Annotated in this window: 25 protein-coding genes; 10 read left to right on the forward strand and 15 right to left on the reverse strand. The window is 29.8% G+C overall.

What is annotated here, in order from left to right; translation table 11 throughout:
* Nucleotides 1-6: 6 nt before the first annotated feature.
* The 10 genes from ABWP20_RS13230 to ABWP20_RS13275 form a co-directional block, all read right to left on the reverse strand.
* Complete coding sequence (locus tag ABWP20_RS13230; RefSeq protein ID WP_353096359.1) at nt 7-783, reverse strand: hypothetical protein; 777 nt, start codon at nt 781-783, stop codon at nt 7-9.
* Between the two features lie 33 nt (nt 784-816).
* The gene (locus ABWP20_RS13235) at nt 817-1,476 is read right to left on the reverse strand and encodes a hypothetical protein (RefSeq protein ID WP_353096361.1); all 660 of its coding nucleotides are present in this window, start codon (nt 1,474-1,476) and stop codon (nt 817-819) included.
* A gap of 14 nt (nt 1,477-1,490) precedes the next feature.
* Entirely contained in the window at nt 1,491-2,078 is a 588-nt protein-coding gene (locus ABWP20_RS13240) for an HD domain-containing protein (RefSeq protein ID WP_353096363.1), read from the reverse strand.
* Nucleotides 2,079-2,225: a hypothetical protein gene (locus ABWP20_RS13245; RefSeq protein ID WP_353096365.1), complete on the reverse strand. Its 147-nt coding sequence runs from the start codon at nt 2,223-2,225 to the stop codon at nt 2,079-2,081.
* A complete protein-coding gene (locus tag ABWP20_RS13250) occupies nt 2,225-2,422 on the reverse strand; it encodes a DUF6011 domain-containing protein (protein WP_353096367.1) in 198 nt (65 codons plus the stop codon). The genes ABWP20_RS13245 and ABWP20_RS13250 overlap by 1 nt, the downstream gene beginning before the upstream one ends.
* A gap of 46 nt (nt 2,423-2,468) precedes the next feature.
* Nucleotides 2,469-2,633: a hypothetical protein gene (locus ABWP20_RS13255; protein WP_353096369.1), complete on the reverse strand. Its 165-nt coding sequence runs from the start codon at nt 2,631-2,633 to the stop codon at nt 2,469-2,471.
* A gap of 12 nt (nt 2,634-2,645) precedes the next feature.
* Nucleotides 2,646-2,831: a hypothetical protein gene (locus ABWP20_RS13260; RefSeq protein ID WP_353096371.1), complete on the reverse strand. Its 186-nt coding sequence runs from the start codon at nt 2,829-2,831 to the stop codon at nt 2,646-2,648.
* 11 nt (nt 2,832-2,842) lie between these two features.
* Nucleotides 2,843-3,277: a helix-turn-helix domain-containing protein gene (locus ABWP20_RS13265; RefSeq protein WP_353096373.1), complete on the reverse strand. Its 435-nt coding sequence runs from the start codon at nt 3,275-3,277 to the stop codon at nt 2,843-2,845.
* Nucleotides 3,278-3,431: 154 nt separating this feature from the next.
* The gene (locus ABWP20_RS13270) at nt 3,432-3,677 is read right to left on the reverse strand and encodes a hypothetical protein (protein WP_353096375.1); all 246 of its coding nucleotides are present in this window, start codon (nt 3,675-3,677) and stop codon (nt 3,432-3,434) included.
* A 15-nt stretch (nt 3,678-3,692) separates the two neighbouring features.
* Nucleotides 3,693-3,938 (reverse strand): hypothetical protein, encoded by a 246-nt coding sequence (locus ABWP20_RS13275; protein WP_353096377.1) that lies wholly within the window; start codon nt 3,936-3,938, stop codon nt 3,693-3,695.
* A gap of 203 nt (nt 3,939-4,141) precedes the next feature.
* Here ABWP20_RS13275 and ABWP20_RS13280 point away from each other — a divergent pair, with 203 nt between their 5' ends.
* The gene (locus tag ABWP20_RS13280; protein ID WP_353096379.1) at nt 4,142-4,483 is read left to right on the forward strand and encodes a hypothetical protein; all 342 of its coding nucleotides are present in this window, start codon (nt 4,142-4,144) and stop codon (nt 4,481-4,483) included.
* On the opposite strand, the gene ABWP20_RS13285 is transcribed toward ABWP20_RS13280, so the two are convergent.
* Together ABWP20_RS13285 and ABWP20_RS13290 are read right to left on the reverse strand one after the other, a co-directional pair.
* Nucleotides 4,472-4,807 (reverse strand): hypothetical protein, encoded by a 336-nt coding sequence (locus ABWP20_RS13285; protein WP_353096381.1) that lies wholly within the window; start codon nt 4,805-4,807, stop codon nt 4,472-4,474. The two genes, ABWP20_RS13280 and ABWP20_RS13285, sit on opposite strands and share 12 nt — an antisense overlap.
* Before the next feature lie 12 nt (nt 4,808-4,819).
* Entirely contained in the window at nt 4,820-5,023 is a 204-nt protein-coding gene (locus ABWP20_RS13290; RefSeq protein WP_353096383.1) for a helix-turn-helix domain-containing protein, read from the reverse strand.
* Nucleotides 5,024-5,176: 153 nt separating this feature from the next.
* On the opposite strand from ABWP20_RS13290, the gene ABWP20_RS13295 reads away from it, so the two are divergent.
* Complete coding sequence (locus ABWP20_RS13295) at nt 5,177-5,413, forward strand: helix-turn-helix domain-containing protein (RefSeq protein WP_353096385.1); 237 nt, start codon at nt 5,177-5,179, stop codon at nt 5,411-5,413.
* 27 nt (nt 5,414-5,440) lie between these two features.
* Nucleotides 5,441-5,902: a hypothetical protein gene (locus ABWP20_RS13300; RefSeq protein ID WP_353096387.1), complete on the forward strand. Its 462-nt coding sequence runs from the start codon at nt 5,441-5,443 to the stop codon at nt 5,900-5,902.
* Nucleotides 5,903-5,915: 13 nt separating this feature from the next.
* On the opposite strand, the gene ABWP20_RS13305 is transcribed toward ABWP20_RS13300, so the two are convergent.
* Complete coding sequence (locus tag ABWP20_RS13305) at nt 5,916-6,083, reverse strand: hypothetical protein (protein ID WP_353096389.1); 168 nt, start codon at nt 6,081-6,083, stop codon at nt 5,916-5,918.
* A 40-nt stretch (nt 6,084-6,123) separates the two neighbouring features.
* The gene (locus tag ABWP20_RS13310; RefSeq protein WP_353096390.1) at nt 6,124-6,366 is read right to left on the reverse strand and encodes a helix-turn-helix transcriptional regulator; all 243 of its coding nucleotides are present in this window, start codon (nt 6,364-6,366) and stop codon (nt 6,124-6,126) included.
* 145 nt (nt 6,367-6,511) lie between these two features.
* Between ABWP20_RS13310 and ABWP20_RS13315 the strand changes: the two genes are divergently transcribed.
* The 6 genes from ABWP20_RS13315 to ABWP20_RS13340 all read left to right on the forward strand — a co-directional run bounded on the left by ABWP20_RS13315 (nt 6,512) and on the right by ABWP20_RS13340 (nt 9,373).
* A complete protein-coding gene (locus tag ABWP20_RS13315; protein WP_353096392.1) occupies nt 6,512-6,934 on the forward strand; it encodes a helix-turn-helix domain-containing protein in 423 nt (140 codons plus the stop codon).
* A 32-nt stretch (nt 6,935-6,966) separates the two neighbouring features.
* A complete protein-coding gene (locus ABWP20_RS13320; RefSeq protein WP_353096394.1) occupies nt 6,967-7,431 on the forward strand; it encodes a helix-turn-helix domain-containing protein in 465 nt (154 codons plus the stop codon).
* A 67-nt stretch (nt 7,432-7,498) separates the two neighbouring features.
* On the forward strand, nt 7,499-7,762 hold the full coding sequence (locus ABWP20_RS13325; RefSeq protein ID WP_353096396.1) for a hypothetical protein: 264 nt from the start codon (nt 7,499-7,501) through the stop codon (nt 7,760-7,762).
* Between the two features lie 24 nt (nt 7,763-7,786).
* Nucleotides 7,787-8,068: a hypothetical protein gene (locus ABWP20_RS13330; protein WP_353096397.1), complete on the forward strand. Its 282-nt coding sequence runs from the start codon at nt 7,787-7,789 to the stop codon at nt 8,066-8,068.
* 47 nt (nt 8,069-8,115) lie between these two features.
* Nucleotides 8,116-8,580: an ImmA/IrrE family metallo-endopeptidase gene (locus tag ABWP20_RS13335; RefSeq protein WP_353096400.1), complete on the forward strand. Its 465-nt coding sequence runs from the start codon at nt 8,116-8,118 to the stop codon at nt 8,578-8,580.
* A gap of 106 nt (nt 8,581-8,686) precedes the next feature.
* Nucleotides 8,687-9,373, forward strand: a complete 687-nt coding sequence (locus tag ABWP20_RS13340) for a hypothetical protein (RefSeq protein WP_353096402.1) — start codon at nt 8,687-8,689, stop codon at nt 9,371-9,373.
* On the opposite strand, the gene ABWP20_RS13345 is transcribed toward ABWP20_RS13340, so the two are convergent.
* The gene (locus ABWP20_RS13345) at nt 9,363-10,112 is read right to left on the reverse strand and encodes a hypothetical protein (RefSeq protein WP_353096404.1); all 750 of its coding nucleotides are present in this window, start codon (nt 10,110-10,112) and stop codon (nt 9,363-9,365) included. The genes ABWP20_RS13340 and ABWP20_RS13345 overlap by 11 nt on opposite strands.
* Nucleotides 10,113-10,328: 216 nt before the next feature.
* On the opposite strand from ABWP20_RS13345, the gene ABWP20_RS13350 reads away from it, so the two are divergent.
* A complete protein-coding gene (locus tag ABWP20_RS13350; RefSeq protein ID WP_353096406.1) occupies nt 10,329-11,948 on the forward strand; it encodes a recombinase family protein in 1,620 nt (539 codons plus the stop codon).
* Nucleotides 11,949-11,999: the final 51 nt, after the last annotated feature.

The following is an 11,999-nucleotide window of genomic DNA, read 5'->3' on the forward strand; positions in this document are numbered from 1 at the left end:
CACCCCCTAATAGTTGTCTCTTATTACTAATTTCAACGGTCCTCTCTTTATCTCCCTTTTCTCTTGTCTTTCTTTCTTAATGCATACTCCCCATTCCACATACTTACCAAAAGAAGTATTTATTTGGCTTCTATGGTTAGCATTTTTCTTAAAAGGATTATCTATTACCCATATACTGAATTTTTTTATTGCTTCTACTAAGTCAAGAGTAGGATATCTTTCCTCTAAAGTTTTCATATATTCTAAATCTTTTTCTCTGTCCAAAGGATAGTTTTCTATTCTTTCCAGTACGGAAATATATTCTGCTTCGTGCGGGGTCATAATAATATTACTTTCTTTCCTTATTTCTTTATTACCTTCTTCTATAGGTGTTAGGTCTTTGTTACCTCTTTGTTGGGTCTTTGTTAGGTCTTTGTTATTACCTTTGTTAAGTTGTTCCTCTGTACCTTGATAATCCTCCCAATTTACAAGGGTTATTAGCCTTCCTGTCTTTGTTGACTCATTTGTTAGAAATCCTAGCTTTTCAAATCTTGCTAATGCCGTTCTTATGTTCTGTACACTAACATTTCCACCGGTGTTTTCCCTTATAGATTCAAGGCTGGTAATGAATTGTCCTGGTTTTACAACATACTTTTGCCCTTTCCATTCCCATTCATTTTCTTTGAAATTGGCCATAGCCATCAATGTCATTAAAATAACTTGCTGCTCTAAAGTACTTTTTAGCCATATGGGCTTAGTATATAAAGCTCTCCATACCTTAAAATGTCCTATTGCTTGTATCATAAATTCACCTGCCTTATAGGGGCTATATAGCCCCTATTTCTTTAAACTTTCATATCCGTTACATACAGTGTCATATTCTTCCTTAGTCAATTCTTTTACTTCTTTGTTAAATCGTGTTTTAACTTGCTCTTTAACCTTTTCTGCATCATATCCAGCAGTACCTGCTATTGCATAAAGCCTTTTAATTTGTTTTTCTGTTAATTTTCCTTTCCCAGTACTGGGGGTAGTAGCTTTAGAAACTTGCCCTTCTTCTCCATCATATTTACTTCTGTCCTTTTCAAAGTAAACATCAGCTCCGATTCCTAATGATTTACAAGATACTGATATTGCATCAGTAAGGGCCATTTTAAAGCATTCATCTGATGTATATAGACCTTTGCTTTCTTTGGCTACAAAACTACTTCCACCAGTGCCTTGTATTGGCTTACTCCATTCATCACCATATTTCACATAGAGATTTATCCTTACAAATGCAACTCTTTCTTCACCTGCACCTTCTTCTATTCGTTCATCAAGGATTTCATAATACCAACCATAACCAACTGGTCCAAATTCTCCTGTAAGCGTTTTGATTCTCCACATAGGGTTAATATCTGTCATACCTTTTAATCTACCACCAGCTATAGATTTCTTAGCTGTATCAGGGACTTCTCTGACTTTATTGTAAATCTCCAGATAATTTTCTTTTTCCACCTATTCCACCACCTTTAAAACAATACATTCTTAATTTCTATATTTTCTACTTCATATACTCTACTTGCCCACATATCAGCAAAATGAAGTATCATCTGTAGGGGTCTTTCGTTATTCTTAAGCTCATACCAGGTAGTCCCATATGCTCCGTTATGATGTAGAATTGCAAATACTTCTTCTTCAGTTAATTTAATAAATTTTGATAAGATATGAATCCCTGATATTTCATGTGGAATTTTTAATAAATCCTTGTTTACTTCGTAAGGTTTTGCATCAGACTGCTTACCACTCTTTAAAATATTAGGTACATAATTATCTTTATTAAAATATCCTGATTTTCCAATATCATGAAATAATCCTACTATGATAATACTTTCTGTCATTTCTTCTTCAAAACAATTTAATGTATTCGATATATCTAGCATTAAATCTGCTACATTTACACTATGATCTAGAAGTCCACCTTCTTTTGATCCATGAAATTGGCTGCTACAAGGTGCTGTAAAATATCCGTTCTTTTCTAAGTATTCAAGCAGTCTGTCCTTCCCCTCTCTTTTAATCATTCCAAATAATTTATCAAATCTTTCTTTTGAATATGACATTTACTTTGCCCCCTTATCTTTACTTAAATCTTCTACGACTAATTTCTTATTTATCTCGACTGCCAGTAATTCCGCTCCACATTGGCAGCTATATAATTTGTTTTTCTTAATCTTTCCAATATCTTTACCACATCTAGGACAGTTCATTAAGAACACTTCCTTTTTACTTCATCTACAAAATTTATTTGCCCTTCTATTTCTTCTGTAACTTCATTAAACTTCTGAACTTCATCAAGCTTTTTCTCTTCTTCCTTCACTTTTTTATAACAATATGATCCATAACCTCTCTTAGCTGATTCTTTACTTTTTAATGCTCGTCCACATCTTAAACAAAAATCTGCCATTTATATTTCCTCCAATCTGTGGTATAATTAACCCATTAAATATTTTTTAGTTCGCTGAGCTTTTCAAGTTGCCGCTTGATAGCTCTTCTTTTTTGTCTACCAATGTTAAATCTTTTCCATCATTCCAAATACAGTTAATCCCTATTTGACAATACATTTGACAAACTTCTATAGTAACATCTTGACCTGCATCTTTTATTGTCCTAAACAATATTTACACCTCCTACGCATATATAGGTACTCTAAAATTGCCATGCTTGTCCCACTCAATTAGACAGTTACAACAGTAATATCCTTTACCTCCATACTCTGATGGACTCATTACTTCTCCTACTGTGTTCTTACTTCCGCACTGAGGACATCTTGGTAAATCTTTAGGTCTTACTATTCTTTGCTTTCTTTCCTTCATTGTTTTCCCCCTTATCTTGAAAATACTACTGAAAGTGCTGCCCCTGCCATTTCAAATACTTCTTTTATCACCTCATTCCATCTATTTTCTTCGTGCTTATCTATTTTTCCATCACAAGCAATCTCAACCATATAGTTTTTTACTCCTTCTACATCACTAGATTTCTTCTGTAAAACTAAAACGGATTTGGCCATATCATCTACATTAATTGGAGGTAAAAATTGTTTTCCTAACTTTGTAGATAATCTTAAATGTTCATATCCTAGCCATCTAGTCCCATAGATCTCTGTCATGGATGCTACTATATCTCCATTCGGAACAATTTTTCCCATTTCATAATTTCCTAATGCTCTCACACTTATATTAAGACGTTCAGCTGCCTCTAATTGAGTTAAACCAGCAACATTTCTACCTAATTGATATATATTTCTGCAACTTTCATTCATTCAATTTCACCTCTTTTTGTGATAGTATTAAATTAATGAAAAAACTAAATTGTTTTCTTTTCTTTTTTAATCCTTTCTAACTTTTCCCATTCTTCATTTAACTTTTTATTTAAATCCTTTGCTTTACATGTGAAACTTATTAATCTAATTTGTTTCATCCCTTCCTTTCCTCCCTTCTTGCTATTATTAAATATTGATCATCAAGTTCCTTAATTCTCACTTCATCTCCTTTATCATAAAAACTAGAAAATACATATTTATCATTGATAAAACCTGATATTACAACCCCATCCCACTTATCTTTTTCAGCAGTTATCTTTGCACCAGCAATAACTACTTTATCTAGCATTACTTTCTTATATTTACTAAAATCAATATTTAATATTTCTTCAGCTTTCATTTCTTCCCCACCTTCCTATTCATATATATTTATCATTTCATATGGACCAAATTTCTCCAACATTTCAGCATCGTACCTTCCATTCAAATAGGCATCTACCCATATGTCTACAATTCTTTGGTCTGATTCTTCAATTAACCTCTCAATCTCTTTATCATCTAGATGTGATACATCAGGTAAAAATATTTTTGATGTAGTATTTTCTATTTTCCTTACCTCTACTGGTTCATTCTCTACTACTTGTTTAACTCTTGCTTCCATGCTACCAACCCCTTTATACAGCTTATGTTGGAGTAAATTTGTCCTATGACATATTCACTTCGTAAAATTTTATAAACATTTTAATACTGTATCCATAATTCTCTCTGTATTTTCATCTAATCTTATTTTCCTTCCCACCTCCTATGCTATGTGGTCATTATCATTTCTTTATGGTAAAATGCTCCTAAAAGGAGTGAACTAAATTGAAAAATATTTCTTTTAAGCAATATTTAATTTTAAGAAAACTTTATAGAGCACAACCAGAAAAAATCCAATTAGATATCAATTCCAAAGATTTTCAATTCCTTATTGATAACAAATATATAGAATCTGAACAAGATACAGAAACATGTGAAAACAAAAATATTGTTGCCTTTTTTGATATAAATAATGGATTATCAACTATTACTAAAGAAGGAATAAATATATATTATTCTTACTTTGATAGATATATTGTAAGAATAAGCACTATAGTAGCTTTAGTACTTAGTATCATTGCTATGATTACATCTATAGTTGCGTTTATCAGAACATTACATTTTTAAAGTAACAATTGAGAATATCAAGGCTATAATGGATAAAATAAGTGAAGCTAACATAATTTTAAAGTTAATGACATCTTGTTTATGTCTCCATTCTGCCAACCATTTATCGAACTTTTTCTTTTCCTTTTCTAATATTGAATTGTATTCTTCCTTTATTTCCTCCATAGAGGTATTAATTAGATAATCCTTAGGTATTAAACGTTTATTTTTTAGTATCATAAACTCATATTTTGATATATCTACAGCGCCTATGCTCTTTAACCAATCTAGTTTTTCCTGTGACAGTTCTTTTTCTACTTTCTTTTCTAATTCCATATCCTCCACCCTTCTCGCCTCCTATGCTGTTTTATCTTCCAGTAATTCTGCTACTGTTACCCCTAATGCTTTTGCTATTCTTATTGCTTCTTCCACATTTGGAATAGTCTTTGAGTTTTCCCAATCAGATATCGTTGTTTGTGGTATTGAAGTTCTTTTTCCAAGTTCTGTTTGGCTCATTTTATGGTCAAGTCTTAAAGTTCTTATTTTATCTCCTAGCTGCACTGTTTCTCCCTCCTTGTATTAACGACGCCTCGTTAAGTATTATTATAAGTTAATTCTTTTAACTTGTCAACGGTGTATCGTTAAGTATTTTTGAATTATTTTGATATAATTTACTTACCGACTTACCGTTACTCTATTAAGGTGGTGCTAAACTTGAATATTGCTGAATCAACTGCTCAACGAATTTTGGATTTATGCCAAGAAAATAATATTAGTATCAATAAGCTTGCTAATTTAGCTGGACTTACGCAATCAACACTTAACAGTATTGTTAATGGAGAAAGTAAGAATCCCCAGCTTAAAACAATTTTGAAAATTTGTTACGGATTAAACATACCTTTAAAAACATTTTTTGATAGTTGCATATTTGATAACTTAGATGATTTTTAAACTTATACATACAAGGAGTGTGATTTAATGGTCAAATATTTATGGGACTTAAATCTTGATGAGATTCCTTTAGGTTGGGAAAATACTTATCAAGAAGCTTCTATAAAATCTCCACATGGAGAAATTGTTAGTATTCCAGAATCAAATTATGATGAAATCAGTATAAATAGATATTTCTATCATCCTGTAAAATATAGGAATGAACTTTATCGCTTATTTAATGAGTTTAAAGTAAAAGCTAAAGATTTATTTGAATCTAAAGGCAATCATGAATTCAGACCTTTTATTAATGAATTAATTAAATATGATTGTATTTTGTATAATATTCTTTATGAATGGACCCTCGTTGATGATGAGCTTGATGGTTCCAGTTTTGATCCAGATTATATAAAAAATATCTTACAAAACTTTAGAGACTACTTTGATTCATCAAGCTTTGAAACTGATTTTGATAAACAATATAATAAATATAAGTTAATTAACTTATAATTTTATGAAAGTGTCAGAATTGCTTTTTATTTAAAAAGCTTATTAATTTATCGGAATCAACTCTGACGCTTTCCCCCTTTTTTAGTTTAACAGCACCTTTTTTCCCTATATCAAAAATTTCTGATATAGCCCTCAATGACATTTCACTGACAATTAAATTAAACTTTGTTTTTAAATCCATCCTTTTCACTCCCTTCCATATCCTCCACCCTTCTGACCTCCTATACTGTATGATTTTCTTCACTTAACCGATTGGTAAGTTTGTTCTCAAAAAAAATTTCATTAACCTGCTGTAAAGACATATCTAAAATTTTTGCTAATTTTGATATTTCATCACGAGTGAATTCTACAAGCCCTAACTCTTTTCTATTGTAAGTCTTTGTTGCCATTCCAAGTTCTTTCGAAATTTGCTCTTGAGTTAATCCCGTTCCAACCCTTAAACCTTTTAATTTTATGCTATCCATTATCTCCCTCCTCAATTAACCATTTGGTTAATTATATATTAATACACCATTTGGTTAATGTCAAGTACAAAATTATAATTTCGGTTATTTTTTTTAACTTTTTATACATAAGTATTATAATAATGGTTAATAGGAGGTTTTATATATGGATATATTTGTAAAAAGACTTCAATTGTTATTGGATGAAAATAATATAAACCAAAAAGAACTTGCAAAAAAGGTTGGTGTTACCGAGGTCACTATATCTAGATATATGACTGGTGAGCGAAAACCTAGGATTGATATAGCAAATAAAATGGCTGAAATATTAAGTACTACTACTGATTATTTGATGGGAACCTCTGATATAAGAAATCCATATGAAGGCAAGGTTATAAAAAAAGAAGAACAAGATATAGTTCCTGAAGAATTCACCAGTGCAGATGAAGCTCGTGCATATGTAAATAAACATCAAATATTTGGCTCTGGGGGATTTGATGCTGATAAATTAGATGATAATGAGATTTTAGAGTTTGCTAATGCTTTATTGGAACAGATGAAGATGGTTAGTTATAAGTATAAGAAGTAGGACATAGCATAAATATAAAACGGGGGTTGATTATGAGTGATTTGCAAACTATATTAATAGATAAAAGGAAGGAATTAAAATTAAGCCTTAGAGCTGCTGGTGAATTAATAGGAATCAGTCATAATTATTTATCTATTTTAGAGAAAGCTAAGGATCCACGCAGTAATGCTCCCATTAAACCTACTATTGATACTTTAAAGTTGATCAGTGATGCATATAATTTAGATATTAATATACTACTACCATTGGCTGGATATACGGATATAGTGATAAACTCTAACGATAATAAAAATATAAAACCAAATGACAATAAAGCACAACAGTTACCAGATAGCTTTGAAACTCCTGAAGAAGCCATACAATTTCTACTAGAGCAGAATGTAATTATGGGCTTTGGTGGATTCGATATAGATAAGCTTAGCGATGAAGAAAAAATAGAATTTGCTAATGAATTGTTAGGGCAGTTGAAATTACTTAGTTATAAATATAAGAAATAGTCAATAATAAAATATAAAAGGTAGCGACAAAACATATAAATAAATTATAAAACCTGGAGGTAAATAAATGAACAATGAAGATAAATTATTTGAACTAATGACTAAGATGTATGCTGATATGCAAGAAGGATTTAACAGTGTTAAAAATGAGTTTAAAGGTGTAAATGATAGGCTAGATAAACTTGAGAATAGAGTAACAATAATTGAACAAGACCATGGTCAAAAACTTACAGCTTTATTTGATGGATATAAACAAAATTCAGAGATACTAGAAAGAATTGAGAAGGAAGTATCTAAACATGAAGAACTCATAATTAGAAGAGTTAAGTAAAATATAAAAAAGGAGGGATAGTTTATGACTGATAGAGAGTTACTAGAACTTATTGCCGCACAAGTTGGCACTCTTACAAAAGATGTATCAGAAATGAAAGAAGAGTTTAAAGGAGTAAATGAAAGATTAGACAAAATAGAAAATAAGTTAGATGACATTGATGTAAAAAATGCAGATAGACATCTTGATTTTATTAGGGAACTAAAAGGAATGAAGCACTCTGTAAGTAGAATTGAAATAAATACTGCTGAAAATTGGAGAGATATAGCTAGACTTAAAGCCATGAGAAAATATAAAACTAAGTAAAATATAAAATAATATAATATAAAAGTAGTTTGTACTGAGGTGATATTATGGATTTAACCTGGATAGATGAATATGTTAATGCAATAATAGATTACTGTTATTCCAGAAATATATTTGATATATATAATACACTAAATATAGATATAAAAAGAATTGATAAGGATGATCATATCTTACAAAATAATGATGCTCTTTATATTAGAAGTTATTTTGGTTTGGAAGTCGTATTCCTTAGGGATGATCTTCCCTACCAATTTGAAAAGTTTATTTTAGGTCATGAACTTGGACATGCCCTATTACATACCGAAGTAGCTAAAGCTGCTTATAATAGTAAACTCATAAATAAAGGTAAATTAGAACGACAAGCTGATTATTTTGCTATCAAGATTTTAGATATTTCAATTGATAAGAATATTTATGAAGATTTTACAATAGAACAAATTGCGCATGAATTTTGCGTTACAGAGAAAAGTTTAGCTTGTCTAGTAAATGGATTAAACTCAAATTTATAGATTTGAGTATTTTTTAAGTCTTATGATAGAACTGATATTCGACATAATTCGACAAAATATTGTATTTTAAAATTACTATCAGCATAAACTAAGGAGGATTTACTATATGAAACCATATTATGTTCTTAGAGCTAATGATTTCAATTCTAATATTGATAATTATAGTACTTCTAGCCAAAGGGGAGTGGATGGTCTTCAGGACAACGCCCCTCATACTAGCTTTAGCAAAAAAGACATGCAAATACTAAAAGGATTTATAAAATATGATTTAACTTGTGAGACAGAGTATAAAAAGAAAGGAAGGGCTTATGGAGTTGATGATATATTTGATAGATTTATACTTATAGAAGAAAATCTGTTTTACTATGATCAAGAAAATGAGATATTAATTTTGTCATCAAATAAGGATGTTTTTAATAAATTTTATAACGATATGAAAGATCGTAAAAACTTCTCCGTAGAAAAAATAGAGGTTAATTTTCAAGAAATTATAAAAAATATAAACGCTTTAGGCATACAAGGTATATGGCTAGGCGAAATTCCAGATGAGATTAATGTAACTACTTTATCTATGTTTGGATTCAATATAGAAGATTCCGATAAATATAACCAATTATTAAAAGAAGGAGCAAAAATAAAAAACCTTTCCTTAGTATATGATTATAGAGGTACTCAGGAAAGGATTATGATTACTAGAGATGGCGGAGTTATTTTATACAAATCTATGGAAGAAAGTGAAGCCTTATTGTTGGTAAAAGATGTTTATACCAACATGCTCTCATCTAATTCCTAATTTTTAAAAATGTCAGCTCTTTATTTATATCTTCACCTATTTTTCTAATATCATTTCCAATAAATTCAATTGTATCTGTGGAAATTAAAACACTATTATCATTTCTAGTCTTATATTTGAAACTTACAATCTTATTATTAAAACCATAGAATAACCTTTCCCAAAACGGATTTTTAGAGTCCGTTTTTTCTTTATCAATAAACTCTATCTTTATTCTAGCTATAATTTTATTGCTATTACATGAAATTCCCTCATTATTTATAAAGACTAGTTGTACTTGTTTTAATAAATCCTCCGAAATTTTAAAAAACAATTTATATTTTATTTTATTTCTTGAACTTATAATTAAACTTTTTTCATCTATTTCATATGCTAAGTCAATCACACCTGTATCTACTTCAAGAGATGATGTACATAGGATCTCTTCGAAACTCTCTTTAAGTATCCTCCCCTGATCAGATTGGTCTAAACTTAATAAATTTTTTCTTATTTCCTTAAAATGATCGTCTGTTATCTGACATTCATCAATTCTGATATCTATTTTATATTTTATATTTATACTCCTTATACACATGACCTTTAAATAATTTCTAGGCGTTCTTACCCACATATAAAACGTTGGGATAATCACTGGAATTGAATTTACTAGCATATCTAAGGCTGAGTTATCTATAGAAACAATTTGAGAAAAAATGTATGCAGTCAATGTTAATAATGTTGTAATAACCATTTCCAGCATTTCTATCCCTCCTTTTTATTAATTCATTAGTATCATTATATATTATTTTTTACTTAAAAGGAACTTCATAATTAAAATATTATACACTCACAAATTTTATGCATTTTATTTACTCACTTAATTACTTTTATTATGCAACATTACACCCTTTCTTTTTATTCTTCTTTCAAATATAATATCCTTGAGAGATTATAATATAAGTTTAGGAATTTTAAAATGTTTATTAAAATAAATTTAAAGCAAAAAGGTGATTTTATGTTTAAAAATATTACATCAGATAAATATTGCATGTATCTAAGAAAATCAAGAAAAGACATAGAGGCTGAATTAGGTGGAGAGGAAGAAACTCTTAAAAGGCATGAAAATATTCTTCTAGATTTAGCTACTAAAATGAATATATCTATTAATGATGATTCTATCTATAGAGAAGTAGTATCTGGTGAAACTATTGCATCTAGACCAGAGATGCAGCGATTACTCTCCGATGTAGAGCAAGGAATATGGAAAGGTGTATTTGTAGTGGAAGTAGAAAGATTAGCTCGTGGTGATACTATGGACCAAGGACTTGTAGCTCAAACTTTTAAATATTCTAATACTAAAATAATAACTCCTATGAAAATATATGATCCTTCAAATGAATTTGACGAGGAATACTTTGAATTTGGATTGTTTATGTCTAGGAGAGAATATAAAACCATTAATAGACGTTTACAAAGAGGAAGAATACAATCCGTTAAAGAGGGCAAATATTTAGGTACTGTGGCTCCATATGGCTATGAAAGGATAAAATTAAAGGATCAAAAAGGTTATACTTTAGAAATTAATCCTAATGAGGCTAAAGTTGTTAAATTAATTTACAAACTATATACTGAGGATGATAGAATTGGCATCTCTCTTATAGCTAATAAGTTAAATGAAATGAAAATACCTACTGCCAAGGGCGGTGACTGGACAACATCTACAATTAGAGGAATACTTTCTAATCCTGTATATATTGGTAAAATAAGATGGAACAGCAGACCAGAAGTAAAGAAAATGATAGATGGTAAAATGGTAAAAGAAAGACCTCGTGCTGATGAAAAAGATTGGATTTTAGTAGACGGACTACATGACCCTATTATAGATGAATACATATTTAATTTATCTCAAAAATATCTTGAAAAAAATCCATCAATACCAATGCCAACTAGATATAAAATAATGAATCCCCTTGCTGGATTAATTGTATGCAAGATGTGTGATAGAAAATTAAAAAGGCGGCCCTATAAAAATTATCCTGACACTCTTATGTGTGACGGACCTACTTGTACTAATGTAAGTTCACATCTTCATCTAGTGGAAAAAAGATTATTTGATTCTTTAGAGACATGGCTCCATGATCATAAAATAAAATATAAAAAACAAGAAAAGAAAAAAGATAATCTGGAAATAGATGTAATAAATAAAACCATAGCCAAATTAGATATTGAATTAGATACCCTTGATAAGCAGCTAAATAATATGTATGACTTATTAGAGCAAGGGGTCTACTCTACTCAAGTATTTATGAATAGATCTAAACTAGTATCTGAGAAACTAGATTCATTAAAAAAAGATAAGGATAATTTATTAAAGAAAATAAATTCAAAAGAAGATAAAGAAAAATATGAGGAAGCATTAATTCCTAAAGTAGAAAATATTATAAAAGTATATTGGACATTAAATGATCCTGCAGATAGAAATAAGTTACTTAAGGAAGTCCTAGAGAAAGCTGTTTATTGTAAAACTGTAAATGGCAGATGGCATAATAAGCCTGATGAATTTGAATTAGAAATCTACCTGAAATTGCCCAGGTAGTATTTTTTTATAATTGATAACATGTTGGTACACATTCTTCTGTGCCTATAT

The organism is Tissierella praeacuta, from assembly GCF_040396155.1.
GTDB classification, from domain to species: Bacteria; Bacillota; Clostridia; order Tissierellales; family Tissierellaceae; genus Tissierella; species Tissierella praeacuta_A.